At 67.6% G+C, this 26256-nt stretch carries 28 protein-coding genes; 9 read left to right on the forward strand and 19 right to left on the reverse strand.

All coding sequences use genetic code 11. The features are described from left to right. Positions 1-42: 42 nt before the first annotated feature. On the forward strand, positions 43-1059 hold the full coding sequence (locus tag AB5T46_RS08475; RefSeq protein ID WP_370563463.1) for an alpha/beta fold hydrolase: 1017 nt from the start codon (positions 43-45) through the stop codon (positions 1057-1059). A 273-nt stretch (positions 1060-1332) separates the two neighbouring features. Here the strand turns inward: AB5T46_RS08475 and msrA are convergent, their stop codons facing one another. After that, entirely contained in the window at positions 1333-1845 is a 513-nt protein-coding gene (msrA, locus tag AB5T46_RS08480) for a peptide-methionine (S)-S-oxide reductase MsrA (RefSeq protein ID WP_370563464.1), read from the reverse strand. Next, positions 1842-2291, reverse strand: coding sequence for a peptide-methionine (R)-S-oxide reductase MsrB (msrB, locus tag AB5T46_RS08485; RefSeq protein ID WP_370563465.1), 450 nt, complete (start codon positions 2289-2291; stop codon positions 1842-1844). Before msrB ends, msrA begins: the two co-directional genes overlap by 4 nt. A gap of 209 nt (positions 2292-2500) precedes the next feature. Here msrB and AB5T46_RS08490 point away from each other — a divergent pair, with 209 nt between their 5' ends. Continuing rightward, positions 2501-2935 (forward strand): DUF2277 domain-containing protein, encoded by a 435-nt coding sequence (locus tag AB5T46_RS08490; RefSeq protein WP_370563466.1) that lies wholly within the window; start codon positions 2501-2503, stop codon positions 2933-2935. Between the two features lie 232 nt (positions 2936-3167). After that, complete coding sequence (locus AB5T46_RS08495) at positions 3168-3398, forward strand: hypothetical protein (protein ID WP_370563467.1); 231 nt, start codon at positions 3168-3170, stop codon at positions 3396-3398. Positions 3399-3495: 97 nt separating this feature from the next. Here the strand turns inward: AB5T46_RS08495 and AB5T46_RS08500 are convergent, their stop codons facing one another. The 5 genes from AB5T46_RS08500 to AB5T46_RS08520 all read right to left on the reverse strand — a co-directional run bounded on the left by AB5T46_RS08500 (position 3496) and on the right by AB5T46_RS08520 (position 8561). After that, positions 3496-3978: a hypothetical protein gene (locus tag AB5T46_RS08500; protein WP_370563468.1), complete on the reverse strand. Its 483-nt coding sequence runs from the start codon at positions 3976-3978 to the stop codon at positions 3496-3498. Positions 3979-4081: 103 nt separating this feature from the next. Further along, a complete protein-coding gene (locus AB5T46_RS08505) occupies positions 4082-4921 on the reverse strand; it encodes a hypothetical protein (RefSeq protein ID WP_370563469.1) in 840 nt (279 codons plus the stop codon). Positions 4922-5001: 80 nt separating this feature from the next. Then, complete coding sequence (locus AB5T46_RS08510) at positions 5002-5997, reverse strand: bifunctional helix-turn-helix transcriptional regulator/GNAT family N-acetyltransferase (RefSeq protein WP_370563470.1); 996 nt, start codon at positions 5995-5997, stop codon at positions 5002-5004. A 304-nt stretch (positions 5998-6301) separates the two neighbouring features. Beyond that, entirely contained in the window at positions 6302-7336 is a 1035-nt protein-coding gene (locus tag AB5T46_RS08515) for an NADP-dependent oxidoreductase (RefSeq protein WP_370563471.1), read from the reverse strand. A gap of 58 nt (positions 7337-7394) precedes the next feature. Further along, positions 7395-8561 (reverse strand): MFS transporter, encoded by a 1167-nt coding sequence (locus tag AB5T46_RS08520; RefSeq protein WP_370563472.1) that lies wholly within the window; start codon positions 8559-8561, stop codon positions 7395-7397. 176 nt (positions 8562-8737) lie between these two features. Between AB5T46_RS08520 and AB5T46_RS08525 the strand changes: the two genes are divergently transcribed. The 4 genes from AB5T46_RS08525 to AB5T46_RS08540 all read left to right on the forward strand — a co-directional run bounded on the left by AB5T46_RS08525 (position 8738) and on the right by AB5T46_RS08540 (position 13379). Then, on the forward strand, positions 8738-9679 hold the full coding sequence (locus AB5T46_RS08525; protein WP_370563473.1) for an AraC family transcriptional regulator: 942 nt from the start codon (positions 8738-8740) through the stop codon (positions 9677-9679). 140 nt (positions 9680-9819) lie between these two features. Further along, positions 9820-10386, forward strand: a complete 567-nt coding sequence (locus AB5T46_RS08530) for an REP-associated tyrosine transposase (RefSeq protein ID WP_370563474.1) — start codon at positions 9820-9822, stop codon at positions 10384-10386. 243 nt (positions 10387-10629) lie between these two features. After that, entirely contained in the window at positions 10630-10860 is a 231-nt protein-coding gene (locus AB5T46_RS08535; protein ID WP_370563726.1) for a hypothetical protein, read from the forward strand. A 221-nt stretch (positions 10861-11081) separates the two neighbouring features. Continuing rightward, a complete protein-coding gene (locus tag AB5T46_RS08540) occupies positions 11082-13379 on the forward strand; it encodes a CocE/NonD family hydrolase (RefSeq protein WP_370563475.1) in 2298 nt (765 codons plus the stop codon). On the opposite strand, the gene AB5T46_RS08545 is transcribed toward AB5T46_RS08540, so the two are convergent. From AB5T46_RS08545 to AB5T46_RS08555, 3 genes are all read right to left on the reverse strand, one after another. After that, positions 13376-14113, reverse strand: a complete 738-nt coding sequence (locus AB5T46_RS08545; protein ID WP_370563476.1) for a DUF899 domain-containing protein — start codon at positions 14111-14113, stop codon at positions 13376-13378. The two genes, AB5T46_RS08540 and AB5T46_RS08545, sit on opposite strands and share 4 nt — an antisense overlap. 225 nt (positions 14114-14338) lie before the next feature. Continuing rightward, positions 14339-15112: a DUF899 domain-containing protein gene (locus AB5T46_RS08550; RefSeq protein ID WP_370563477.1), complete on the reverse strand. Its 774-nt coding sequence runs from the start codon at positions 15110-15112 to the stop codon at positions 14339-14341. 38 nt (positions 15113-15150) lie between these two features. After that, positions 15151-15504 carry a hypothetical protein gene (locus AB5T46_RS08555; protein ID WP_370563478.1) on the reverse strand — a complete coding sequence of 118 codons (354 nt, stop codon included), beginning with the start codon at positions 15502-15504 and terminating at the stop codon, positions 15151-15153. A 108-nt stretch (positions 15505-15612) separates the two neighbouring features. Between AB5T46_RS08555 and AB5T46_RS08560 the strand changes: the two genes are divergently transcribed. Then, positions 15613-15846 carry a hypothetical protein gene (locus tag AB5T46_RS08560; RefSeq protein WP_370563479.1) on the forward strand — a complete coding sequence of 78 codons (234 nt, stop codon included), beginning with the start codon at positions 15613-15615 and terminating at the stop codon, positions 15844-15846. A gap of 55 nt (positions 15847-15901) precedes the next feature. Here the strand turns inward: AB5T46_RS08560 and AB5T46_RS08565 are convergent, their stop codons facing one another. From AB5T46_RS08565 to AB5T46_RS08605, 9 genes are all read right to left on the reverse strand, one after another. Beyond that, positions 15902-16927, reverse strand: a complete 1026-nt coding sequence (locus AB5T46_RS08565) for a saccharopine dehydrogenase NADP-binding domain-containing protein (RefSeq protein WP_370563480.1) — start codon at positions 16925-16927, stop codon at positions 15902-15904. Between the two features lie 45 nt (positions 16928-16972). Then, positions 16973-17875 carry an alpha/beta fold hydrolase gene (locus AB5T46_RS08570; protein ID WP_370563481.1) on the reverse strand — a complete coding sequence of 301 codons (903 nt, stop codon included), beginning with the start codon at positions 17873-17875 and terminating at the stop codon, positions 16973-16975. Continuing rightward, positions 17875-18012 (reverse strand): hypothetical protein, encoded by a 138-nt coding sequence (locus AB5T46_RS08575; RefSeq protein WP_370563482.1) that lies wholly within the window; start codon positions 18010-18012, stop codon positions 17875-17877. The genes AB5T46_RS08570 and AB5T46_RS08575 overlap by 1 nt, the downstream gene beginning before the upstream one ends. A gap of 92 nt (positions 18013-18104) precedes the next feature. After that, complete coding sequence (locus AB5T46_RS08580; protein ID WP_370563483.1) at positions 18105-18941, reverse strand: helix-turn-helix transcriptional regulator; 837 nt, start codon at positions 18939-18941, stop codon at positions 18105-18107. Positions 18942-19073: 132 nt separating this feature from the next. Continuing rightward, positions 19074-19502 carry a VOC family protein gene (locus tag AB5T46_RS08585; protein WP_370563484.1) on the reverse strand — a complete coding sequence of 143 codons (429 nt, stop codon included), beginning with the start codon at positions 19500-19502 and terminating at the stop codon, positions 19074-19076. Positions 19503-19788: 286 nt separating this feature from the next. Next, positions 19789-20622: a nuclear transport factor 2 family protein gene (locus AB5T46_RS08590; RefSeq protein WP_370563485.1), complete on the reverse strand. Its 834-nt coding sequence runs from the start codon at positions 20620-20622 to the stop codon at positions 19789-19791. Between the two features lie 83 nt (positions 20623-20705). Further along, positions 20706-21587: a nuclear transport factor 2 family protein gene (locus AB5T46_RS08595; protein ID WP_370563486.1), complete on the reverse strand. Its 882-nt coding sequence runs from the start codon at positions 21585-21587 to the stop codon at positions 20706-20708. 144 nt (positions 21588-21731) lie between these two features. Further along, positions 21732-23954: a DUF5916 domain-containing protein gene (locus tag AB5T46_RS08600; RefSeq protein WP_370563487.1), complete on the reverse strand. Its 2223-nt coding sequence runs from the start codon at positions 23952-23954 to the stop codon at positions 21732-21734. Between the two features lie 108 nt (positions 23955-24062). Next, on the reverse strand, positions 24063-24896 hold the full coding sequence (locus AB5T46_RS08605) for a nuclear transport factor 2 family protein (RefSeq protein ID WP_370563488.1): 834 nt from the start codon (positions 24894-24896) through the stop codon (positions 24063-24065). Between the two features lie 292 nt (positions 24897-25188). On the opposite strand from AB5T46_RS08605, the gene AB5T46_RS08610 reads away from it, so the two are divergent. Further along, the gene (locus tag AB5T46_RS08610) at positions 25189-26139 is read left to right on the forward strand and encodes a LysR substrate-binding domain-containing protein (protein ID WP_370563489.1); all 951 of its coding nucleotides are present in this window, start codon (positions 25189-25191) and stop codon (positions 26137-26139) included. The last annotated feature ends 117 nt before the right edge of the window (positions 26140-26256 follow it).

The following is a 26256-nucleotide window of genomic DNA, read 5'->3' on the forward strand; positions in this document are numbered from 1 at the left end:
CATGGCCTACCGCCGGACGACCGGCAAACCGGACAGACACGAATGGATCGCAGGCATTTCATCGCTACCGGCACCGCCGCGACGGCCGCGTTCGCCGCCGACATGGTGATGGGCCTTCCCGCCGCCGCATCCGTGGCCGTCACCGGACCACGACGACCCGGCGCCGGGCGGCTCGACGTCGCCGCCTTCCGCGCGCTGCGCAGCTTCGTCGCGACGCCGCAGGGGCGGATCGCCTGCGTGCAGCATGGCAGCGGCCCCGCGGCGCTGTTCCTGCACGGGTTCCCGCTGAACGGCTTCCAGTGGCGCGACGCGATCGCCGGACTGGCCGCGCACCGCCGCTGCATCGTGCCGGATTTCATGGGGCTGGGTTACACCGAGACCGCGGACGGGCAGGGCGTGGCGCCCCGGGACCAGGTCGACATGCTGGCGGCGCTGCTCGACGCGCTTGGCGTCGCCTCCGCCGACGTGATTTCCAGCGACAGCGGCACCGCGGTCGCGCAACTGCTCGCGGTGCAGCATCCCGGACGCGTGCGCTCCCTGCTGCTGACCAATGGCGATACGCAGAACGACTGCCCGCCGCCTGCGCTGCTGCCGGTGATCGAGTTGGCGAAGGAAGGACGTTTCGTCGACGAGTGGCTGGCGCCTTGGCGCGGCGACACCGCGCTCGCACGCTCCGGCAAGGGCATCGGCGCCATGTGCTACGCCGATCCCGCCCATCCCACGGACGAGGCGATCGAGTACTACTTCGCGCCGCTGGTCGACTCGCCCATGCGCAAGGCGCGGACCCACGACTACGCCGTCGCGCTGGAAGCCAACATGCTCGCGGGCATCAACGCCGAACTCGCGCGCAGCACAGTGCCCGCGCGGGTGGTCTGGGGCATGGCCGACGACATCTTCGCCTCGGCCAGCGCGCCATTCGAGCTGGAACGCGCGTTCGGGAATTCGCGCGGCCTGCGCCTGCTCGAAGGCAGCAAGCTGTTCTGGCCGGAGGAGCGGCCGGAGGTCGTCGTCGAGGAAGCCCTGCGGCTGTGGGGGATCGCACGAGGGTTGCGCGCGTAGCCGGCCGACTACCGCGGCGTGCATCTCGAAAGCCGGGGTCGCAGTCGACTTTCCTCGCCCCGTTGCCAGGTTGGAAGACTCCGACTTGGCCGTTCTCTGGCGGTCGGCTCGGTCCAACGCGTCGAACGGCAGCCGGGACCCGGCAGCCTTTTCGTCGCCGTGTTTGCCGCCCCGTCGGCGGTTCCGGCGGTTCGTCGCGCACTGGTTGCCGGCGACCGCCGGAGGGCCGCATCACGCATGCCGGTGCCGCCGTGCATGTCGCCCTGTGCCCGGCTACTCCGTCGCCGCGCCCCGGCGCGGCAGCACCCACCCCGGCCGGACGAAATGGCAGGTGTAGCCGTCCGGATAGCGCTCGAGGTAGTCCTGGTGCTCCGGCTCCGCTTCCCAGAACGGGCCCGCCGGCGCGACTTCGGTGACCACCTCGCCGGGCCACAGGCCGGAGGCGTCGACGTCGGCGATGGTGTCCTCGGCGACGGCCTTCTGCGCGTCGTCCACGTAGAAGATCGCCGACCGGTAGCTCGGGCCGAGGTCGTTGCCCTGACGGTCGGGCGTGGTGGGGTCGTGGATCTGGAAGAAGAACTCCAGCAGGGCGCGGTAGCTCGTCTTCTCCGGGTCGTAGGTGATCTCGATCGCCTCGGCATGGGTGCCGTGGTTGCGGTACGTGGCGTTGTCGACGTCGCCGCCGGTATAGCCCACCCGCGTGGAGACCACGCCCGGCAGCCTGCGGGTCAGGTCCTGCATGCCCCAGAAGCAGCCGCCGGCGAGGACGGCACGTTCGATGGTCATCGGATGTCCTCCACCTGGTCGAGATACGCGCCGTAGCCTTCCGCCTCCATGCGCTCGCGCGGCACGAAGCGCAGCGAGGCCGAGTTGATGCAGTAGCGCAGGCCGCCGCGGTCGGGTGGGCCGTCCGGGAACACGTGGCCGAGATGGCTGTCGCCGTGCGCGGAACGCACCTCGACGCGCTTCATCCCGAGGCTCTCGTCGCCGAGCTCGTTGACGTTGGCCGGCTCAATCGGCTTGGTGAAGCTCGGCCAGCCGCATCCCGACTCGTACTTGTCCGAGGACGCGAACAGCGGCTCGCCCGAGACGATGTCGACGTAGATGCCTGGGGCCTTGTTGTCGAGGTGCTCGCCGGTGCCGGGCCGCTCGGTGCCGTTCTGCTGGGTCACGCGGAACTGCTCGGAGGTCAGCCGGGCGATGGCTTCCTCGGTCTTGCTGTAGCTGGCCATGTTCATGCTCCGTCGCTGCGTTGGTGGTGGCCGGGTGCTGCCGTTCCATACAGATGCGCGCGCCGGACGGGATTTTCAATCCATCCCGGAGCAGGCCGCCACGGCCGGAGGAGGAAAAGGTGTCGCGGCCATGCGGTGTGCCGAGGCCCACCCTATCGCCGATGCCGGGCGTACGGCGATGCGGTGGGTTGACGGGCATGCGGTGGGCCTTGGCCCACCACACGACCGGGGCGACGACCCGCGATGGCCATATGGTGGGCTGGAGCCCATCCTACAGGCCCACCGACTGCTTTGACGGCGTGTCGCGCGTCGTGTCGATCGCGCCATGTCCCATGCGTCGTATTGATAACCGAGACACGCTGGAGGACTCCATGTGCCGGAACATCCGCACGCTCTACAACTTCGAACCGCCGGCCACCCAGGACGAGATCCGCGCATCCGCGCTGCAGTTCGTGCGCAAGCTGAGCGGTTTCAATACTCCGTCCAAGGCCAACGAAGCCGCGTTCGAGCATGCCGTCGCGCAGGTGACCGATGCGGCGCGGACGCTGATCGATTCGCTCACCACCGTGGTGCCACCGAAGAACCGCGAGGTCGAGCGCGCGAAGGCAGCGGCATCGTCGGCCAAACGCTTCGGGGCGCGTTAGGGTGGGCCTCGGCCCACCGCACCACCCGGGCGGCGATCCGCGGCGACCCGCGACGGCCATGCGGTGGGCTGGAGCCCACCCTATCGCGAATGCCAGGCATGGGGTGGCCTTGGTCGCCGGCTTGTCGCCGTATTCTCGATTCGATCGGCCGTTTCGATCGTTTCGTCGCATGGCGGTTGATCGGCGGCCCACCGGGCGACAGGCTGCACCCTGGTCGCAACGGGAGAAGATCATGAAGGCAATCGCGCTGTTTCTCGCATCGGCTTGCATCGTCCTTGGCATGGGCCTGCTGGCCTGGGTGTCGTATGACGCCACGAGCGTGCTCGGGGCACTCGGGCTTCAGGCCCGCATGGATGAAGCGACCGTTGCGGTTCTCGCCCTCTCGCTTGGAATCGTACTTGCCGGTACAGGCGCCTTCCTGGTGCGCCGGATCCGTGCAGTTGCCCTGACGCGGACTGCGTAACGCATCGCACGGACCGGTATGGCCCGCTCCCGTCGGCAGGAACGCCGGGGGGGCGGTAAAGCCCGCGCCGCGGCGCAGCGTCGGGATGCTTGCGGAATCAGGTGGTGTAGGCCCAAACGTGCACGATCGCCGTTCCGGCATCTTCGTGGATCACCATGACATCGCGCGTCAGCGACCCGCCATCCGTGCGGAAGACGTCCTGACCGGCGGAGACCTGCTTGGCGCCGGCCGTGTCGACGCCTTCGACGGGGGTCTGGAAGACGCGCTGTCCGGGCTTGAGGGGCGTATCGAAACCGGCGGCCTCGAGAAACGACTGCACGCGCGAGGCGGGCATGCGTACGGCGAACGCGACTTGCCGGTCGATGCCGGCGTCGGACCGGCTGCCGAGGAACTCGAGGTCGTTGGTGAGCTGGAAGCCGGTGCGCGAGAGCTCGGTTCGCGTGATGTCGTCGATGAATTGTGGCTGCTGCACCGTGTCGGATCCGATGGATGCGTGGGCGGTCGGGGCCGAAGGCGGCGGATCCGAGCAGGCGGCCAGGCCGGCGGTCCACAGCAGGCAGGCCAGTATGCGGACCGACATCGTGACAGGACCCGTCGCAACGCCCGAAAGCGGATGCGCTGGACTATAGCACCCTGACTTGGTGCCGCTTCCGGGACCGGCAGCCGGTGCCACGATGCGACGGTCAGCGGCCGGGATCGCTCCGCTCGCCATCACGGTCGCCGGCCTCGGGAATGCCGGGATTGCCGGTGCTGCCGCCTGCAGGATCATAGGTTGCGGTGTAGGTGGTCTCGCCAGTGGAGCCGACGATGTCGTATTCCTGTGCGAGGCCGGCGGTGTGCAATTCGCCCATCTGCTGATCGGTGATGGTGACCGGACCGATCGTGGTCGCCTTGCCGCCGTCCCAGTTGTAGCGATCGAAGACGTGCACCTGGTAGCTCACTTCAGCCGTCGGCGGGTCGCCGGGCTGCACCACGACCGTGCCGGTCACCGAATGCTGGATGCCGCCCATCGCGTAGAACCAGTCGGCGTTCATGTCCTTGTCGATGTAGAAGCCCTGCCAGCCGCTGTCGAAAGCGATCGGCTCCCCATAGCAGCCGTCGGCCACGGCCTGCTCGATCACGGCGTTCACCTGGGCGTCGAGCTGCTGCTGGACGGATTGACTGAACTGCGGGACATCGCGCGTGATGCGGGCGGGATCTACCGTGAGGTCCTCGCCGGAGTTGCCGAGATAGTGGTCCAGGTGCCGCGCCGCGTTGGTGTAGCCGAGTGCGTCGGCGGCGGACGAGGCTGCGGAAGCGATCTGTTCGAAGGCCAGGTCGTCGCCGCGCGCGTACCAGGGCTGGCTGCCGTGCACGCCTGCGCCGGGATCGGTGGGCGGCTTGGCCGGGTAGCCGGGATTGGCCTCCGGACTGCACCCGCAGGCGGGCGCCGTGGCGGCCTTCGCGTCGGTGGGCTGGGGGGCGGCCTGCTCGCGATAGGCTTCTATCGCACGGCTGGCCGCCGATCCGATATCCAGGCTCATGGTCATGACTCCGTCGCTGCGCGTTGCGGGATGGCACGAGCGTAGGGCAGCCCCGGAACACGATCTACCTCGTGGGGACCCTAGGGTAGTGCCGCTGTGGGCGCTGTGGCACTGCCAGCTTGCCGCTGCTCGCGGTAGATCATATAGACGTCCGCACGCTGGTAGTGCGTGCCGGGCTTCACCCCCGGCTGCAGCACGAAGCCCGCGCTCTCGTAGAGCCGCAGCGCCGGCTGCAGGCGCTTCTGCGACTCCAGGAACAGTTCGCGGCCGCCCAGCCGCTTGAACTCGGCGATCGCGGCCTGCATCAGCTTGCGGCCGATGCCCAGGCCCTGGTGGCGTTCGGTGACGGCCATCTTGGTGAGCTCGTACACGCCGGGCGCGTCCACCATCAGCGCGCAGGTGCCGACCGCCTCGTCGCCGACCAGAGCGATCAGGATCGCGCCGCCCGGCTCGAGGACGTGTTTTTCCGGCTCGGAAAGCACGGCGTGGTCGACCGGCTCGATCCGGTAGTACTTCGCCAGCCATTCGGCGTTGAGCCGGTAGAAGTCCCCGCGCCATTCCGGCGCGAACGGCACGATGCGCACCTGTGCAGCCTGGCGCTGGCGCAGCCGTTGCGCGACCTCGGCCGGCAGCGGCTGTTCGTCCAGGCTGGCCTCGTACCGCGACAGTGCGTCGAGCAGGTCCACGCCGGTGTCCATGATCCGGTGCTCGACGGTGTCGCGCATGGCCTGCCACAGCGGTCGCGCGGCCTTGAGTTCGGTTTCGCAGCGCCCGGTGAGCGCCAGCACCCGCTGCCGGCGGTCGCCGGGGGCGGGTTCGCGCCGCAGCAGGCCGGCGCGGGTGAGTCTGGTGGCCAGCTGGCTGATGGCGGAGTGGGTGAGGCCGATCTCCCGGGCGATCTCGCCCACGCTCAGCGGCCCGTGCTCCTGCAGCAGCCGCAGCACCGGGAACCAGCGTGCCTGCAAGCCGATGCCGTGCTCCCGGTAGACCTGGTCGATCAGGTCGTAGCTGCGCTCGCTGATCACCTTCAGGCGGCTGGCGAGGGCGAGGGTGCCCTGGACCGAAAGGAAGCTCATGGCGATATCCGGCTGTACTTACGTAAGCACTAACATAAACGCCCGAGCGGGGATCGGCAAGCTCGCCGGCAGCCTCGGCCCGCCCCGGCTTGCCGGCCGGGCGGAGCGGGTGGGCGGCGACGTCCCCAACCCCACGTCGGTCGCCGATTTCCACATCGCGGGCTTTTCCAGCCGGGAATTGACGGGACAGGACCTGGACGTGGTCGCTCCGGGGTCATGAGTCGTCGGTCCGTACCAAACGCAGAGCGGCAAGACATCGTTCTTCTATCTGAGCGGCACGTTGATGGCGTCGCCGGCAATGGCATCACTCGCGCGCAACACTTACGACGAGCTTGCCGAAGTTCTTGCCTTCAAGCAGCCCGGCGAAGGCGGTCGGCGCTTGCTCGAGGCCATCGACCAGGTCCTCGCGCAGCCTGACGCGGCCTTGTGCAACCCACGCTCCCATCTCGCGCCGGAAGTCCGCGAACCGTTCCCCGTAGTGGTCGAGGATGATGAAGCCCTGCATGCGGATGCGCTTCTGCAGCACGGCTGCCAACAGCTTCGGCAGCCGGTCGGGCGCGGAAGACGGTGAAGTCTGGTTGTAGTGCGCGATGAATCCACAGACGGGTACGCGCGCGCCGATGTTGAGCAGTGGAAGCACGGCGTCCAGCACTTCGCCGCCGACGTTCTCGAAGTAGACGTCGATGCCGGCGGGACAGGCCGCGGCGAGGCGTTGATCAAGCTGGGCGTCGCGGCGGTCGAGGCAGAGGTCGAACCCGAGCGCTTCGACCGCATGCCGGCACTTGTCCGCACCGCCTGCGATGCCGACCACGCGCGCGCCCTCGAGCTTGGCCAGTTGCCCGACGACGGAGCCGACGGCGCCCGTCGCCGCAGCCACGACCACCGTCTCGCCGGGCCGGGGCTGGCCGATGTCGAGCAGCCCGACGTACGCCGTGAAGCCGGGCATCCCCAGGCCACCCAGCGCCAGCGACGGCTGCGCCATGTCGTCCAGCGGCAACAGGTCCGCGCCGTCCGAGAGGGAATAGTCCTGCCAGCCTCCGTTGGCGAGCACGAGTTGGCCTGCACGGAGCTGCGGGTGACGCGATTGCACGACACGGCTGACCGTGCCGCCCACCATGGTTTCGCCCAGCGGAACCGGAGGCGCATAGCCGGGCCCGATTTCGTCCATCAGGTTCCGCATGTACGGGTCCAGCGACAGGTACAGCGTGCGCAGCAGGACCTGGCCGTCGGTTGGCACCGGGGCGGGCTGGATGTCGAAGTGGAAGTCCTGCGGTGTCGGCAGGCCCTGCGGGTGCGCGGCGAGGGTGATGCGCCGATTGGTCGTGGCGTCCTTGTTCATCGAGATTGCCTTGCGGTTGATGGGTCGAAGCGGATTCGAAACCGTGCGATCGGCGGACTCAGGCGCGCACCGGGCGCGGCCCGTAGCGCAGGGCCAGCAGCGTGCCCATGGCGATCGTGGCGACGGCGAACATGGGCCCTCCGAGCGCGCCGACGTGGTCGACCAGCAATCCGCCGCCGACGGCGCCGGTGGCGATGGCGACCTGGAACGCCGCCACCAGCAGACCGCCGGCGCCTTCGGCCTGGTCCGGGGCGGCTCGCACGATCCAGATCTGGAAGCCGACGGGGAATGCGCCGAAGGCAAAGCCCCACAGCACGATGGCAACGGCCGCGACGCCAGCCAGTTCGCCGGCCAGCAACAGGCTGGCGGCCAGCGCGACGATCAGCGTGCCGCCGGAGACGATGGCATGGCGCTCGCTGCGTCCGGCGATGTATCCGCCCGCCAGGTTGCCGAAGAAGCCACCGATTCCGTAGCCCAGCAGGATGGCCGAGATGGCGCCGACGGACAGCTGCGCGACGTTCTCCATCAGCGGGCGGATGTAGGTGAAGCCGGCGAAGTGTCCGGAGATCACGAACAGCACCGCCAGCAGGGCCATGCGCACGGCAGGACGCGACAGCAATTCGCCGAGCACGCGCAAATCAGGATTGGCTCTCGGTGGCAGGCTCGGCAGTGTGAGGAACTGTGCTGCGAGCGTGGCCACGCTGACCGCACCGGCTGCGATGAAGGCGCTGCGCCATCCCCAGAGTTCGCCCATCCAGGCGCCGATCGGGGCAGCGCAGACGGTGGCGACGGAAACCCCGGTCAGGATGAGCGACATCGCCCGCGCGAACAGATCGTCGGGTACCAGGCGCATGGCCAACGCACCGGCCATCGACCAGAAGCCACCCAGCGCGACGCCAAGCAGCACGCGGGCGGTGAGCAGCGTCGACAGGTTGTCCGCAGCGGCGGCAAGACCGTTGGACAGCACCAGCAGCAGGGTGAGCGAGAGCATGACGATCCTTCGATCGATGCGGCGTGTGAGCAGGGGAATGGATGGCGCGGCGATGGCGCCTACCAACGCCGTGGTGGTGACCGTCTGGCCCGCAATGCCTTCGCTGATGGAAAGGTCGGCTGCCATCGCCGTCAGCAAGCTGGCAGGCAGAAATTCGGCGGTGACCAGACCGAATACACCCAGTGCCAGGGAAACGACGGCGGGCCATCGTGCGGATTCGACGGGGCTCGCCAATACGCCGGCGTCGGGACATTCGGGGCAGACAGTAGAAGACACGTGGATGGGGTGCCGGTGTGGAGTGGCCCGGCAGCTTAGGGTTAGTATGTCGGCGTTTCCATGCCGGAAAATCCGAAATGCATGCTCATTCATCCAAGCATTTGCCGATGACGGAACCTCCGGGCGACCGCGACATGCTCACCCAGGTCCTTCTGGGACTGCGCCTGGATGGGGTCGAGTACGGCCGCTGCCTGATGCATGCGCCATGGGCGATCGCTTTTCCTGCACAACGCGAGGCGCGTTTCCACTTCGTCGCGAGCGGTGGCTGCTGGCTACGGGCGTCGACATCGGATTGGGTGAGGCTGAGTCCGGGCGATGCCATCCTGCTGCCGCGCGGCAGCTCCCACACCCTCGCGAGCACTCCCGAGGTGCCGCCGGTGGAGATCGACTCGCTTGCGCGCGTGCCGGTCTCGGAGAGCATCTACCTGGTGCGGGGAGCTGCCGGCAACGTGGACGCAGTCTCCGAGGATTCCTCCAGCCAACCCAGCGTCATGTTCTGCGGCACGCTGCGCTTCAACCTGGATCCGCTTCATCCGTTGTTGGCGATGATGCCGGACGTGATGCACGCCGGTGACCTGGCCAAGCGCGACCCGAGCGTGCCCATGCTGCTCGAGGCCATGGAACGCGAAGTCTGTTTCGACCGTATCGGCGCTTGCGGCATTCTCGCGCGGCTCGCGGACGTACTTGCCGCCAGCATCATCCGTGCGTGGGTGGAGTGTGGCTGCAGCGACTCCACGGGCTGGATCGCCGCAGTGCATTGCCCAAGGATCGGCAAGGTCATCGCGGCGATCCATGCCGACCCGCAGCGCGATTGGAACGTGCCCGCGCTGGCCGAAGTGATGGGGGCATCCCGCTCCAGCTTTGCCGAAGCGTTCACCCGCACGGTCGGCGAGAGTCCGGCCAGGTACGTCGCCAAGGTAAAGATGTTCCAGGCCCGCCGCTGGATTGCACAGGAGGGCATGCGCATCGCGGTCGCTGCCAACCGGCTGGGTTACGACTCGGAAGCCTCGTTCAGCCGCGCATTCAAGCGCATCGTGGGGATACCGCCGAGCGCCGTGCGTGCCGGCAGCGGTTGAGTCGGAAAAACGGTGGTATAGGGTGGGCCTTGGCCCACCGCATGCCACCGCATGCCCGATATGCCGTCGCGGGATTTTCCTACCTTGGCTGACAACGTTGCCCGACTCTTCATCCGCGCCACCAACGCCAGGCTCGTCGGATGCCCAACTATCGACGGCTTCATCTCCCCGGTCGCACCTGGTTCTTCACGGTCAACCTGCTCGAACGCCGACGGCGGTTGCTGGTCGAGCACGTGGATGTGCTGCGCCATGCGTTCGCCGAGGCGCGCAAGGCGAAGCCGTTCCAGCTGCTTGCCGTGGTTGTCCTGCCCGACCACCTGCACTGCCTATGGCGCCTGCCTGAAGGCGACGCCGACAACGCCGGTCGCTGGTCGCGGATCAAGGCGGGCTTCTCGCGTCGTTTGCCGCCGGACGAATGGCGCAACCGCAGCCGTATCGCCAAGCGGGAACGGGGCATCTGGCAGCGGCGGTTCTGGGCCCGCCTGATCCTGGACGAACACGACCTGCACCGCCACGTCGACTACATCCACTTCAATCCGGTCAAGCATGGCCATGCGCCGCGTGCCGCCGATTGGCCGCATTCCAGTATTCATGCGTACATCGCACGCGGCTGGTTGCCGGCGGACTGGGGTGGCGATGCGTTTGTGGAAGCCGATGGTGAGCGGCGTCGGACGCGGGCATGCGGTGGGCCGAGGCCCACCCTATAACTGGGCGGGGGGCGGACGTGCAGGCACGCGGTGGGCCAAGGCCCACCCTATGCCTGGTTATAGGGTGGGCCTTGGCCCACCGCACCATTGGCGCCGGGCGGCCTTCCGTCGCCATATTCGTTGGTTGGTCGGCCGTTCCGATGGATTCGTCGCATGTCGATTGCCTGCCATCGCCTGGAGCTGCAACCTGTTCCTGCCGACGCCATGACCGGTATCGCGCATGAAGCCTCAAGGAGCCTGGAGATGAAGACACTGATCGCGGTCGTTGCCTGGTGCATCCTCTTTGTCCTGTGCTGGCCGCTGGCCCTGTTGGCGCTGGTGCTCTGGCCGATCGCCTGGCTGCTCACCTTGCCGTTCCGCCTGATAGGCATCACCTTCTCGGCCCTGTTCGCATTCCTGCAGGCGATCCTCTTCCTGCCTGCCCGCATGCTGGGCTGGCGCCCGGCACAGGCGCGTCGCGCAGTGACCGCCTGAACCGACCGGGTCGGCTGCGCTTCTCGGGGCGTCGCCGGGCGTGCCCCCGTCGGGAACGGCGGCCGGGTTCACTTGAACGCGGCCGGGTAGACTCATCGGCCGCCTGCAGGAGAAAGGCTCTGCTGTCCGCGCGATTCGATCGTGCGATAGGATCTGGCTCGCCACGGGCGATCCCGCCACTTGGTGGGCGTCGAAGCCCGATACCGTTCACGGTGAAGCCTATGCGTATCGTCGCAGTTCTTGCATTGTTTCTTCTGACGTTGCCGGTGCCCCACGACGTCGCTGCCCAGGATGTCCCTTATGGTCTCGCGGCGGCGGACGCGGAAAGCCTCGATCGGCAGTCCCTGGCGCTGTTCGCGCGTAGAGCGCTCACGCTTGCTTCGGTCGACCGGCTGCCGCTGGGGTCGCAGGAACGGATATCGGTGGGCATCGCAAGTGGCGCCACCACGGCGGCTACAGGCCTGCGTGAACCGCCCGTACCGCCATCGGCAAATCCGGCCACCTTCCGGCACTTCTTTCTCGACCTCTACACCGAAGCACGGCCCGACACGCCGAGAGGGCGGCGCGCGGCCACCGCAACCTACCGTCGCCTGCTTCAACAGCGCATAGACGCGCTCGACCCCGTTGTCGCCGAGCGTCTTTGCGCATGGTTCGAAACGCATGCGGCGAATTCGGCCGAAGCGCTCGACCGGCAACTCTCGCGCCACGCAGGCGCAGCCACGGTGTCGTTGGACGAAGCCATCGAGATCGCGGATGCCTATGCCGATTACCTGCTGTTCGAAACGTTCGGGAAAGCCACGGAAGAGACGATCGGAGCCCTGCGCGCCGATCGATTCGTGATCGATGACGCAATCCTGATCCGGACACAGGAAGGAGTGTCGCTTTCGGCAGCACTGGTCCGCCCGAAGGGTGCCAACGCTCCGTTGGCGACGGCGATGTACTTCACCATCTATTCGGATCGCGCACGCAACCGCCGGATCGCGGCCATGGCGGCGGCGCACGGGTATGCCGGTATCGTCGTCAATGCGCGCGGAAAGCTCGACAGCCCCGACGCGATCCGGCCCTACGAAACCGAGGTGGCCGACACGGTCGCGGCCATCGAGTGGATCGCCCGGCAATCGTGGAGCGATGGGCGGGTCGGCATGTACGGCGGAAGCTATACCGGCTTTGCGGCCTGGGCAGCGACAAAGCATCGTCCCGAGGCACTGAAGACGATCGTCCCCTATGTCGCCGCGATTCCTGGCCAGGGCCTGCCGATGGAGAACGGCGTCTTCCTGAACGCAAATTACGCATGGCCCTTCTATGTGACCAACAACCGTACGCTTGACCGCGATGTAAACAACGACCGCGCGCGCTGGGCATCGCTCAACGAAAACTGGTATCAGAGCGGCAAGGCCTATCGCGAGATCGACGCGATCGATGGCACTCCCAATCCTTGGCTCCAGCGCTGGCTCGAGCATCCCATCTATGACGGCTACTGGCAGGCGATGGTGCCTTATGGAGAGGAGTTCGAAGGAATCGACATTCCGGTGCTTTCGATCACCGGCTACTACGATGACGGCCAGATTTCCGCGGTCCATTACCTGAAGGAGCATTACCGCCACAAGCCCGATGCCGAACACTATCTCGTCATCGGGCCCTACGATCATTTTGGCGCGCAGCAGGCGTTCAAGCCGGAGTCGTTGCGCGACTATTCCATCGATCCGATCGCGCAGGTCGACACGATCGCTCTCACCTTCTCCTGGTTCGATCATGTATTCGGAGGATCACCGAGGCCCGCCATCCTGAAAGACCGCATCAATTACCAGGTGATGGGTGCCAATCGCTGGCGCCATGCGCCATCGCTCGAGGCGATGAGCACGGCACGGGGCACGTTTTTCCTCACCGACAGCCCCACCGCGACCGGGCGCATGCGCCTCGCGACCGCGCGGCCCGAGGCGATTGCCGGTCTCAGCCGGCGGGTGGACTTTTCAGACCGCACGACGACAGGTGCCGGCTACTATCCCTACCCGATCATCGATGCAACGCCTGATTTTTCCGAGGGCCTCGTCTTCGAAAGCGATCCGTTCGAGCAGCCGGTCGAACTCAGCGGCGGCTTCTCCGGCCGCTTCCGTGTCAAGACCAACAAGAAGGATTTCGATTTCTTCGCCGCGCTCTACGAGCTGCGGCCGGACGGCAGCACCTTTGCGCTCTCCTACTACGTGGGTCGTGCGAGCCAGACCGGGGATCTGGCGCGACGCGACCTCCTGGTTCCCGGCGAGGTCGTCGACCTTCCATTCGATCGCACGCGGCTCGTGAGCAAGCGCCTGGCTGCGGGCAGCCGGCTCGTTCTGGTGGTCGACATCCTCAAGGACGGCTTTCATCAGATCAACTACGGGACCGGCGGCGCTGTCAGCGACGAGACGATCGCGGATGCCGGAACGCCGCTCGAGGTCGAATGGCTGGCGGGAAGCCTCGTCCTGGTACCGATATCGCATGTCGATACGTCCGGCGACTTGCTTCGCGCCTTGCCGGACTAGCCGTCGCGCTTCTGCAAGGCGGCGTCTGCGGCGTCCGACACCTCGACCCACTTCGGGTCGGGCGCAGCGTCGGGAACGTAGCTGTCGTGCCAGTTCCACCACTTGTAGGGCGGGCTCTGGGGATAGCCCTCGGGCGAGTCCTCCCACGCCTCCTGGCGCCCGAGCGCCGTCATGTCGAGGTAGCTCCAAGCGGTGCCCATCGCCTCGTCGCCGCGGCTGTTGATGAAATAGGTGCGGAACACGCGGTCGCCGTCGCGGATGAATGCGTTGTGGCCGTGCCATTCGTCCACCCCGAAGTCGGCATCGAAGCTGTCGGTGATGGTGTACCAGGGGATTTCCCAGCCCATCCGCGCCTTCAGGCGCGCGATGTCGGGCTGCGGCGCACGCGAGGCGAACACGAGGGTCGTGTCGCGCGCGTTCAGGTGGGCGAGGTGGGCGACCTGGTCGGCGCCCAGGGAACAGCCGATGCAGGCATGCTCCGGCCAGCCGTGCACGCCGGGCTCGAAGAACGCCCGGTAGATGATCAGCTGGCGGCGGCCTTCGAACAGGTCGAGCAGGCTCGCCTTGCCGTCGGGGCCGTCGAACACGTATGCCTTTTCCACGGCAGCCCACGGCATCCGCCGTCGCTCGGCGGCCAGCGCGTCACGGGCGCGGGTCAGGGCCTTTTCCTTGACGAGAAGCTGCTCGTGCGCGGTCTCCCACTCCTGCGGCGACACGATCGGTGGCGTGTTCATGGCGTGCTCTCCTTCTTTCTGGCCGTTCTTGGATGGTGTAGTCGTGGTCATCGCAACCTCCGGATTGGTCGATCTCTCGTGTCATTGGTTGGAACGCGATACTTCACCGCCGATCGCTCGCTGCTGGTTCCGGAATGGCCTTGCCGCCAGGCGTCGAAGGGTGGGGCAACATCCAGCTGGACGAAGCGTTGATGGGTCGCGATGGCGAGATCGCGTCGCGGCTTTTCAGCGCTTGCCGTACGCGTCGCGGTGGCGCCACCAGAAGTCCGTCTCGTTGCGCCGCTTGGGAGCACGGTCGAGCCACGCGTACGCGGCCCAGATGCCGTCCACTCCGCGCGAGTAGGTGGAGTACGTGTGGTAAACGACGCCGTCCTCGAGTGCGAACGTGCTCATGCCCTCCCTCTCGCGCGTGTACGTGGCAAGGTCGGTTCCGGTCATGGCCGCCACCGCCGCGTATTCAGGCGCCGGTGTCGCTGCCATCCCGGCTTCCATCACCGGGTCGTTGCGCCGGAAGTTGTATTCCATGTTGCCTGCGCGCTGTTGTTCCTCGGTGAAGGAAGCGTTGAAATCGAAGTTGAAGCCGCTGCCGTGCGACGACGCCCACGGAAACGTCCAGCCCATGCGCCGCTTGTATGCCTGCAGCTTCGCGAGCGGCGCGCGCGACACCGCCCAGAGCATGACGTCGTGATTCGCGAGGTGGACGTAGGAACCGTTGAAGCCGTCCGCGATCGCCGAGCAGGATGGGCATCCAGCCTCGAAGTCGGGCCCGAACATGAAGTGGTAGACGATGAGCTGCGAACGCCCCCTGAAAAGATCCTCGAGCGCGGCGCTCCCTTCATCGGTCTCGAATCGATACGCCTTGTCGACCCGCACCCACGGCAACGCCTGCCGCTGCCGCGCCACCTCGTCGCCGCGCTGCGTGAGCGCCTTTTCCGCCTCGAGCAGCTCGAGCCGCGCTGTCATCCATTCTTCACGCGTTCCGGTCGGATGCGTCGTCATTGCCTCATCTCCTTTCTCTTCGGATGTGAAATCTTGTCTCAAGACGCTGCCGGTTCCTGGTCATGCGAGCCGCCCTCGACCGCGCGGATGACAGCTCGATCGGCGAGCGCCGGATCACGACCGCCGGCGCCGCCCCGGCGGCGGGAGACCAGCTTCAGCCACGGTGCCGTGTGGAAGGCGCTCATGAGCAAGTACATCAGGGCCATTCCGTCCAGCGGTGACGCGCCGTGCGCGGTCGCGCCCGTCATCCCGTGCGAGCCGCCGCTGGAAATGGCCGTAAGCAGCGCCATCGCCGCAAAGGCCGGCGCGGCCGCAAGGCATACCCAGTCGGCTGCGACGAGAGAGGCACCTGCGAGCCGGCTTTCACGTGTCTCGGTCGTGTACGTCTTCATTTCCAGAGCCTCCGGTTTTCCTCAATGCTGCCGATTGTTGTCGGGCATGCGGCATACGCTAGCGCCGAGCGTTGGAAGGGTGGGAGTTACAAGTGTGTCGGGATTCGGATGGACCCGTTGATCGCTGCTTCCGCCGGGCCTTGGACGCTGGCGGCGCGCGACTACGATCCGGCCGGCAAGGAGGGCGGTTTCTCCGGCGATGCAGCGGCGCAGTGGCGCGCAATCCTCGCGAACATCAAATCGGACCTGGAGGAACTCGGCACTGCGCTCGACCATCTCATCAGGCTGACGCAACTCGACATCGTCGTTGAAATCGTTGCAGTCGCGGCGCTGCCGGACTGAATCGCGTAGCGCCGCCCGACTGACAGGTTTTCAGTTGGGTATACGGGCACGTTCTTCAGGGCTGGGTCTCGAAGAGGACCGAGAAGTGCTCGGGCGACAGCGCCGCCAGGAAATCGCGCGCGTCGAAGGCCTGGGCGGTGGAGAACGCGCCGGGGCCCGGCGCCTTTCCGGTCATCACGCGCTCCAGCGCCTCGACGATCAACGGCGCGGTGACCGCGTAGATGTCGCGCCCCTGCGCGATGGCGCGACGCATCCGCCCCTGCCGCCGCACCTGCACGTCCAGGACGAACGTCTGCGCGGAACGTCCGCGTTCGTCGGCCGCCACCGGCGGTGGCGTATCCGGATCGCGGAGATCATGCAGCGGCGCCAGGTTCATGTAGGCATGCACTTCCGGGCAGCGGAGGTGGCGGGCGATGGCGACGATCTCGGACAAGGGCAGCAACACCGTTTCCTGGGTGCCGAAAGGCGGCGGAAACGTCCAGGTCCGCGTCGGCGGCGGCTCCGGCGCGACGCGCAGTGCGTCGCCCTCGACCACCCAGCGCCGCCCATGGTTGCGCTCGCCGGTCACGCGCGTCCCCCGCGTGGGATGCCAGCCGTCCAGCCCCACCGCGATGTCGATGGTGTCCGCGTCCGGCCAGTCGCCGAGGGCGGCGGTGGCGAGCAGGTCGGCCAGCGCGCCGTAGAACGCCACCGACGGCAGCGCAACGATGCCCGCTTCGCGTACGCGATCGCCGAAGCGTTCATGCACCGCGAACGCCGCGCGCTGTTCCGCGCTGGTATCGAGGTAATGGATGCGCGCGCGCAATGCGGCTTCGAGCACCGCCTCGGCGGTATCGAGGAAGGGACCGGCGGCGTTGACGACGGCGGCCGCCCCGTCCAGCGCGCGATCCAGGGAGTGCGGATCGGCGATCGTCGCCACCCGCCGTGCCAGGCCGGGAAACTGCGCCGCCATTGCTTCCAGCTTCCCGGCGTCGCGGCCGCACAGGATCGGCGTGCGGCCGCGGCGCAACAGCTCGGCGACGATGAAGCGCCCGGTATGGCCGTAGGCGCCGTACACGGCCATCGGTCTCGACGATCCCATCGGCCGCTCCGGTGCCGCCGGCGTTCCCTGATTCATGCGCCGCCCCTACGTGATCGCTTCGCGCGCGGAGGCATCGCCGGTGGCGGTCCCGCCGCTCGCATCCCAATGCGCCCGCAACTCGCGATTGAAGTCCGCCCAGCGTTCCTCGGGGAAGAAGATGCGTGCGCCGTCGAACTCGATCCGGCGCGTCGCGCCCGGGATGGTCTGCTGCAGCCAGCGCGACCATTCCAGCGGGAAATACACGTCGTCGGTACCCCAGGCGATCAGGGTCGGCGCTTGCAGGCGCCGCAGTCCGTCTTCGACGGCGAGCGTGTGACGGCAGTCGAATGCGTCGACGAAACGTTCGAGTTCGCGCAGGCGCCTGTCCGATTCCAGGAACGGATGCAGGTAGGCATCGATGGTGGCGTCCGGGAGCTGCTCCGGACGCTCGTAGGCCGGTGCCAGCGCCGAGCGGTACACCGCCTTGTCCGCCTGCATGGCCTTCAGCGTGTCGGCAAGCCCGCCCGCGGCGACCATGGCCACGAACGGCTGGAACGCCTCCGGCGGCCAGTTGTCGTGGGCGTCGCAGTTGCTCAGGGTCAGGCTGCGCAGGCGCTGCGGGTAAAGCGCGGCGAAGATCTGGCAGATGCCGCCGCCGCTGTCGTTGCCGACCAGGTCCACCTGTCCGATGCCCAACGCGTCGAGGAACTGCGCCAGCATGTGCGCGTTGGCGGTCACCGAGACGTCCTGGCCCTCGGCCGCTTCCGTATACCCGTGCGCCAGCAGGTCCACGGCGATGCAGCGTCGCGTATCGGCCAGACCAGCCAGCTGGTGGCGCCACAGATAGCCGTTGAGCAGAACGCCGTGGACGAACAGGGCGGCCGGGCCGCTGCCGCGTTCGACGTAGCTGATCGCGCCAGAACGCGTGGCCATGGTCTTGCGCGTGCCGAAGAATTCGCGCGCATCCATCACTTGCGTGCCTCGGCTTCGCCCAGCTTCTGCGCGCATTCCTTGCAGCACACCTCGACGATGCGGCCGCCGATGGTCACCTCGATGGCATTGCCGTCCAGCGGGTAGTCGCAGGCGGCGCAGGTCGTTTCGCTCATGACGCTCTCCGTTCACGCCCGCCAATCCGGGCGCGTTCAGGGGAACATCGTGGGTACCATGGCGCTGTCGAAATCTTTAGCGATCGGCGGGATCAGGCGCTCTTGGCCAGCGCCGATTCGCGAAAGGCGGACGGCGTATGGCCGTAGGCCTGCCTGAACGCCGCGGTGAAGTGGCTGTGGCTGGAGAAGCCCAGGTCCAGCGCCAGCGCCGACATGTCCTCGCAGTGGACGACGAGATCCAGCGCCCGCGCCAGCCGCAGCCGCAGGTGGTAGCGGTGCAGCGGGACGCCTTCGACCTGCTGGAAGGCCTGGGTCAGGTAGACCGGCGATCCGCCGATCTCGGCAGCGATTTCCGCCAGGCTCCAGCGCCGGCCCATTTCACCAGCCAGCAGCACCTTGACCCGGTCCACCAGCCGCCGTCGCGCCCGGGTGGCAGTGGTGGCGTGGGCGGTGCGCGGCCCCAGGCTGCGGCACATCAGGGTCAGCGCCAGGCTTTCGGCTTCCAGCGGCTCGATGCCGCCGTGATGCAGGCTGTGGCGCAGCAGCGCGACGAGCGCCTGGGCGCGCGGGTCGATGCGCAGGGACTGCACGCGGAAGCCCGGCTCCTCGCGCCGGTGCAGCAGCGCGGCCGGCGCCAGTTCGCGCAGCAGCGCCGGCGATATCGACAGCACCAGGCTGGCGTCGCCGCCGATCACCGGATGGCTGACCTGATAGCCCTCGCCGGCGTTGAAGAACAGCACATGGTTGGCGTCGGCCACCGACTGGTCACTGCCGACGTGGCGCAGGTAGAGGCCGCGGTAGGGAAACACCAGATGCGTGGCGGCCGCGCATTCCTCGGCGCTGCGGTGGCGGCAGCTGCCGCGGCAGCACACGTTCTTCACTGCGAGCGTACCGGTGTCCAGCAGCGGGCTGATTTCGAATTCCGGCATCGGGATATCTGCGCGGCGGCCGCCGATGTGCGCAGCTTAGCGCGTCAGGACCGGTCGGGCGCGAGCCGGAGCGCGATGTCCGGCGTCCATGCAGGCGCGCCCGCCGAATATCGCGCCGCTGCAGCCACCACGTCAGGAGGCTTCGGCCTGCTCTCCCGGCATGGCAGCCGCAGGATCCATGAACATCAGTTCGAAGGTATTGCCGTCGGGATCCTCGAACGTGCGCAGGTACATGAAACCCATGTCCTGGGGGGCTCGGATGTCGACCTTGCCGCCGGCCGGCGCCGCGGCCTCGACGATCGCGTCCACTTCCTCGCGACTGTCGCGCGGCAGCGCGATCAGCATGGCGCTGGTGCCGTGCGCGTCGGCGATCGGCTTCTTGGTGAAGGTCGAGTAGTAGTCGCGGGTGAGCAGCTGGAAGGTGACCGTGTCCGACCAGACCATCGAGGCTGCGTTTTCGTCGCTGAATTGTTCGTTTTTCGTGCACCCGATCGCCTCGTAGAAGCGGGTCGAGGCGGCGAGGTCCTTCACCGGGAGGTTCACAAAGATCGTCTTGGACATCGGGGTTCTCCGTTGGGTTGGTGCGCGTCGGATGGGGCTGCATCGTGCCCGCCCGGGCCTCCTGCTCCCGGGCGCTGCATCCGTACGACGCATGGCGCCCGCCGGAATCGACAACCCCGAGGGATCATGGCCGGGCGGCCAACCGTTCTGCAGCGCGGCTGGCGCGGGCCTGTGGCGGTGTGAAACGGAAGTCCGCGCCCGCGCGGCCGACTCGGAGCCTGGCCCGTCTTCGCCCCTTCCGATACTGCGTCAGCGGGACTCCTTGTTCCCCCTGTCGGCGGAAGCGTCACGGAGCGAGATGCCATTCGTCGATGATCAGGCCGTCGTGCACGCGATAGATGGTCAGGTGATCGCGCGGCGGGCCGTCGGGGGCGGTGTAGCGCTCGCGGGTAGCCACCCACTCGCCCAGCGCCGCGCTGTCGACGAGGCCGACCTGCGTCGGGGTCCCCTCGGCATACAGTTCGCGATAGAAGCGCCTGCGGCTCGCCTGGTCGATGACGCGCGCGGGAGGAGCGCCGCCCAGCCTCGCAGGATCGCGGCGGGCGTGGGAGTGCTTCGCATCCGGGTGATAGAGGGCGACTACCGCGTCGGCATCGCCGCGATTGTTGGCCTCCCCGAGCTGCCGGATCGTGGCCCTGGCGGCCGCGCCGGATTGCGGTGCGGCCGCTGGCTCGCGGGCGATGTGCCAGATGCTCTCGATCAGGCCGTCGCGCACGCGGAAGGCGGTGAATGCATGTTCGGCAGGCGTACCGTCCGGCGCGTGGATGGCGACGCGCACGACCGCAAGATCATCGAGCGAGACCATCTCGAGCACCTCATGGCGCACCGGTGGCTTCGCGACGAACGCCTCCTCGAAGTAGGCCCGTAGCTCCTCTCGCGTGCGCATCCTGTCCGAACGCGGGCCGACCAGCGTGTGCGCTTCGGTGGGCAGGCGATACATCTCGATCCGGGGCGCGAACAGGGCGGCCAGGCCTTCCGCGTCGCCGGCGCTCAAGGCTTCGAAATCCTTCAACACCACGGCTTCTGTATCGTTGGTCGCGATCGCCGCACCGGCGGCCGCAGGCGACGGCAGCAGCGTGACCAGCAGCAGGGCGATCAGCGGCAGGACCGAGATTCGCATCATGGCACTCCTGGGTTGGTGGCGGGCGTATCAAAATGTGCCATGCTGCGGCGTGCGGCCCGCGAGCTTGGCGCGTGAAACGATCAACGTGTTGCTCTGCGCGCAGGTGTCTCGAGCGTTTCTTCGCCCAACAGCCAGCGGTACGCGATACGTCCGTTGCGGACACGATAGATCGAAATCTCGTTGACGATCTTTCCCGGCGCGTCGGCGAAACCGGCGACGTGCGACTGCTCGACTACCAGATCGCCAACCGAAAACAGCTTGACGGCTTCGACCCGTGCCGGCGCGCCGGCGAAATAATCGCGAAAGAATCTTTCGCGGCTGGCGGCATCGACCAACGTTCCGGACTGCATGTCCGCGAGCTTGCGCGGGTCGTCGGAATAGCGGAAGTGCTTCGCGTCCGGACCGAACAACGCGAGGAAGCGGTCCGCGTCGCCCGCGTTGTTGGCGGCGATCAACTGCCGGATCGTCTCGGCGGGGTCGGGCCCGACCGGCGCCCGGGCGGGAATCCAGGCGATATGCCACAGATCGTGGATCCGGCCGTCGCGGACGCGGTATCCGGTCAGGAACCGCATGCCGGGCGCGTAGTCCGGTGGATCGGCGGACTCCCCCGCCGCGATCACCACGTCGCCCACGGTCGCCATCTCGAGGACCTTCTCGCGCGCCAGCGGCTTGGCGGATATCGCCTTGAAGTAGGCCGCCAGCTGGTCCTTGCTGCCGATCGTGTCCGACAGCTCGCCGGTGAGCTTGTGCGGATCGGTGGGCCGCTGGTAGCTGCGGGCGTCGTCGGAGAACAGGGCGAGCAGGCCCGGCAGGTCGCCGTTGCTCCAGGCTTCGGCATGGGCCAGCACCACTTGTTCGGGCGTCGGCGCCGCCTGAGCGAACGCCGCGCCGCTGTTGATCGGCATCAGCACGAGCGCGAGCATCGCATAGGTGAATCTGGAGCTTGCCGAAGTCAGTGTCATGACGTGAAGCCTAGGCCCGGGAATGATGCCGGACAACGCGAAAATCGGCCTCATGCATAAGCCATGTTTGTGGATCGTGGCGGGACCGGATTGGATCATTCATATGTCGTTCCCAGCCAGGTCATTCCAACTAGTCATTCCCAACTAGAACCTGAAACGCAGCTTGGCCAGGAACTGGTCGGCATCGCGTAGCTGCAGCGCCTCTTCGAGCAGATCGAAGCTCGACTGCGGATCGCCCTCGGTGGTCAGCGTGCCGCCGCGCGAGTAGACCAGGTACAGGTCCGACCGGGGCGCGAACTCGTAGCGGTAGCGCAGTTGCAGACCGAATGAATTCACGGCGAAGTCCGGCAGGCGCTCGCCGGTGGCTGCAAGGGTGCCGCCCTCGAGACGATAACCTCGCCCCTCGCGCGCATCGACGGCGAGCCATTGCGCCTTGAGGCGGAACTCGTGCTTCCGGCCCGGGAACCAGTTGGCGTCGACGCCATAGATATGCATGCGCCGGCGATAGCGCCCGAACTCGCGGCCGCGCTCCCACACCAACCAGTCGCCCGGATGCAGCGGTTCGACCCGCAGCTGCAGGTTGAAATCGTCGCGCGGAAACCAGTCGAGCATGAACTTCTCGCCGACCGCGGTGCCGCCGAGCCCCGCCTCGAACACGTGCAGTTCGCTGCGCAGTTGCCAGTGCCGCTGCACCGGCGTGCGATGGGTGACGATCAGCCGCTGGCGCGCCGGCCGTTCCCAGTCGCCGTTCCCGCGCGAGATCAGGTCATCGATGCCGGCGCTTTCCAGGGTGAGGTCGAACTGGAGCGAGGCGCCGCTGCGGAAGTCGCTTGTCTGGGTCAGGCGCAGCACTCCCGGCAAGGCCTCGCCGTCATCGTTGCTGCGCGCCTGCGCCTTCGCGCGCCAGCGCGTGGCGCGCAGCCGCGCATTTCCGGCCGCGGCGCGATGCACGTACTCGGTGGTGGCCTGGAGCTGGTTGAGGCCGGGGCGGCGCTGGTATCCCATGTCGTTGAAATCGAGGTCCCGGCCGAAGTGCAGGGCCTCCACCTCGTGTTGCCAGCCGTCGGTCGGCGTCCACTTCACCCGCGCCCAGGCGCCATCGCCGCGGGTGGAGACTTCTCCGGTCTTTACCGCGCTGGCCAGCAGCTGCGCATCGACCCGCCACTGCGGACCCGGCCGCAGGCTCAGGTCGAACGTCTGGACGTTCGCGTCGCGATCCAGCGCCGGGCGTTCGGCGTACGTGCCCAGCCAGCCCACGCTCAGGGCCGGCCCCAGCGATCGCAGCAGGCGCGCGGCGTAGAACGAACGCCCGGCGTCGTCGGCTTCCTGCGCGGCGAGCGCACCGTAGCCGAGCGAACCGAACGAGCCGTTCACCTTGAGGGCGGCATCGATATCGGCCGCACGGCCGGAGCCGTCGTCCGAAGCGCCGCCGATGCGGCGCGTGTAGATCAGCTGCCCGTCGTCCGGCGTGTGCAGGTCGAAGAACCCCTGGTTCTCGGTGAAGAAGGGCCGGCGATCGGTGAACAGCGTCTCGATCGCGTCGAAATTGACGACCAGCTCGTCGGCCTCGACCTGCCCGAAGTCCGGATTGAGCGCGGCGCTGAGCTGGAAGCCGGCCGACGGTTTCCAGAACAGGTCGGCGCCCAGCTTGTAGTCGCGGTCGTCGTCGACGAAATCCTGCTGGGCGGTCAGGTACGGGAACACGTGGAACGACGCGCGACGGTACTGCGGGATTTCCAGCGGCGCGAAGTCCGACACGAACCGTCCACGCGAGGCCGCCGCGGGTGGCGCCCCGGACCGCTCCCGGGTGGTGCCGAGGACGCGGTCGAAATGCACCTTGACCAGGCGGGACGGCGTGTCGCTTCCGCGCATGGCGACGGCCGACCAGGGAATCAGCATTTCGACCGTCCAGCCCTCGTCGGTTTCGTGCACGGCGCTGCGCCAATCCCCGTTCCAGTCGTAGTTGAAGCTGGTCTCGTTGGTGACGACGTAGTCCGCGATCGATCCGGACAGCAGCACCGAGTAGCCGTACCCGACCCTGCCGTCGCCATCGAAGTCGATGATGAAGTTGACGTGGTCGGATGCCCGGCTCTGGTCGCGCTCCAGGCGCGGCTTCAGGCGGGGAACCTCCGGCGGATGCGTATTGATGAACGCCACGGCGATGCCATCCGGCGTCGACAGCAACAGCGCCTCGGTCGGCAGCGTCGGCTCGCCCAGGGTGTAGGGAACGACGACCCTGAAATCGGCGTAGCGGTGGGCGTTCTCCCATTCCGCTTCGTCCGGGCGACCGTCGATGACGAGCGCGGCGTTGGCCAGGGCCGGGCAGGCGAACAGGCAGGCGATGGCGACGATCGACAGGTTGGGCATGGGAGACGGGCAATAGAGGATCGATACCCGCGCGGGACGCGGGCGACGTGATTGCAGGGGTGCTTGCGGCAAGGCGTCAGGTCATCGGCATGACGGGAGCCCGAGTGACTACTGCCGCGGCTGTTCGGCGACGTACCAGTCGTCGATGATCCGGCCGTCGCGCACGCGATAGATCGACAGCCCGTCGAGGATGCTGCCGTCGGGCTTGACGGCCTCGTCGCGCGCCACCACCCATTCGCCCAGCGCCACGCTCGCCACGGTGCTGACCTGCACCGGCGCTCCCTGGGCGAACATCTCGCGGAACACGCGCTCGCGGCTGGCCTGATCGGTGACGCTTCCCGACGGACCGCCGCCCAGCCGCTCCGGGTCGCGACGGAAGTGGAAGTTGCGCGCGTCCGCCGCGAACAGCGCGAGGAACGCATCGACATCGCCGCGGTTGTTGGCCTCCACCAGCTGCTGGATCACCGCCTTCGCCGCGGCGCCGGATTGCGGCTGCGCGGCGGCTTCCTTCGCCACGTGCCAGATGGCCTGGATCAGGCCGTCGCGTACCCGGAACACGGTGAGGGCGTGATCCGCAGGTGCGTCGTCGTGCGCGTGGATCGCCACGCGCACTGCGACCAGTTCGCCCAGCGAGAGCATGTCGATGACTTCATGCCGGGCGACATTCCCGTTGGCGAACGGGACTTCGAGATGCCGGCGCAGCCCGGCGCGGTCGCGGATCTGATTCGTACGCCGGCCCACCAGCGTGTGCGCTTCGCTCGGCAGGCCGTACATCCGGATGTCCTCGGCGAACAGGCCGGCCAGCCGATCCAGGTCGCCCGCGCCGAGGGCCTCGAAGTCCGCTCGCACCACCGCTTCGGGGCTGATCGCCGCCGGCGATGCAATGGGTCGCGTGGGCGCCGCCAGCAGTAGCGCGGCCAACAGGATGGGCAGGGTTCGCATGGCAGTCCTCCGGTGGGTATTGGTTCAACGCCCGGCGATCGCCGGGACCGTCGTGCCGGGCGTTGCGCCGGTGGCGGCCAGCGCGGGAACGACGGCAAGAGCAGCGGCCGGACTCACTGATGGCGCCTCCCCGGGACGGGTTTCTTGCCCTAGGGTGACTTTTGTCAGATAGTCGCCGCCGAAGCGGTTCGAGTACGTCAATCGGGCCGTTGATCGATTCATGTCAAGGAATCTAGGTCCGAGCAGCGCAACGCACAACGAGAATATGAACCTCGATAGATAAGGTGGGGTTATGAATAAGGTCGTCGCCACAGAGCCGTTGCCGCCACTGAGCATGGTCCGCGCGTTCGAGGCCGCCGCACGGTTGTCGAGCTTCACCCGCGCCGCCGACGAGCTGCACATGACGCAGGCCGCGGTGAGTTACCAGATCAAGCAGTTGGAGCGACGCCTGGGCTTGACCCTGTTCCAGCGTCTGCCGCGCCAGGTCGTGCTGACGGCGGCCGGACAACGGTTGGCGCCGGCGGTGCTGGACGCCTTCCGCACCCTGCGCACGGCCTTCGGGCAGGTGCACGAGCGCGCCGAGCACGAGCTGGCCATCACCTCGCTGCCGACCATCGCCGCCACCTGGCTGGTGCCGCGCCTGGGCGCGTTCCAACTGGCGCATCCCAGGCTCGCGGTGCGGCTGGATACGTCGGTGCCGACCGTGGATTTCAGCGCGGGCGAATTCGACGTCGGCCTGCGCAGCGGCCGTGGCGATTGGCCGGGGCTGGTGGCGGATCGGCTGCTGCCGAGCCTGTTCACGCCCCTGTGCAGTCCGCAGGTGCGCGAACGGTTGCGTACGCCTGCGGACCTGCTTGGGCTCCAGCGCATGGGCCGCGAGCGCTGGTGGCGGCAATGGTTCGATGCCGCCGGCGTGATGGACGCCGATCTCGGGGCCAGGCCGAGCATCGACCTGAGCGTCGAGCAGTTCGAGATCACCTCGGCCGTTGCCGGGCACGGCGTGGCGATCACCTCGCCGCTGTTCTTCCGGAAGGAACTGTCGTCCGGTGAGCTCGTGCAGCCGTTCGATCTGATCCTGCGCGACGAGCGCGACTACTGGCTGGTGTATCCCGCCGGCCGCCGCCATAGCTCCAAGATCCAGGCGTTCCGCACATGGCTGCTGGAGGAGGTCGCACAGGAGCCGGTCTACGCGTCCGTACTTGCAGAAGAGCCCGCACCGGCGTCCGCCGCTCCGGCAACATGAGGCAGGACGTATCTGGAGCCAGAGTCGAATGGCGTTTACTTAACCGGAAGCGTCCGGCTTTTGCTCGTCATTCCCGCGAAGACGGGAAGCGCTTTACAACAGCCCGAAGGGCTGGTC

Origin of the sequence: Luteimonas salinilitoris (assembly GCF_041300785.1) — a bacterium.
GTDB classification, from domain to species: domain Bacteria; phylum Pseudomonadota; class Gammaproteobacteria; order Xanthomonadales; family Xanthomonadaceae; genus Luteimonas; species Luteimonas salinilitoris.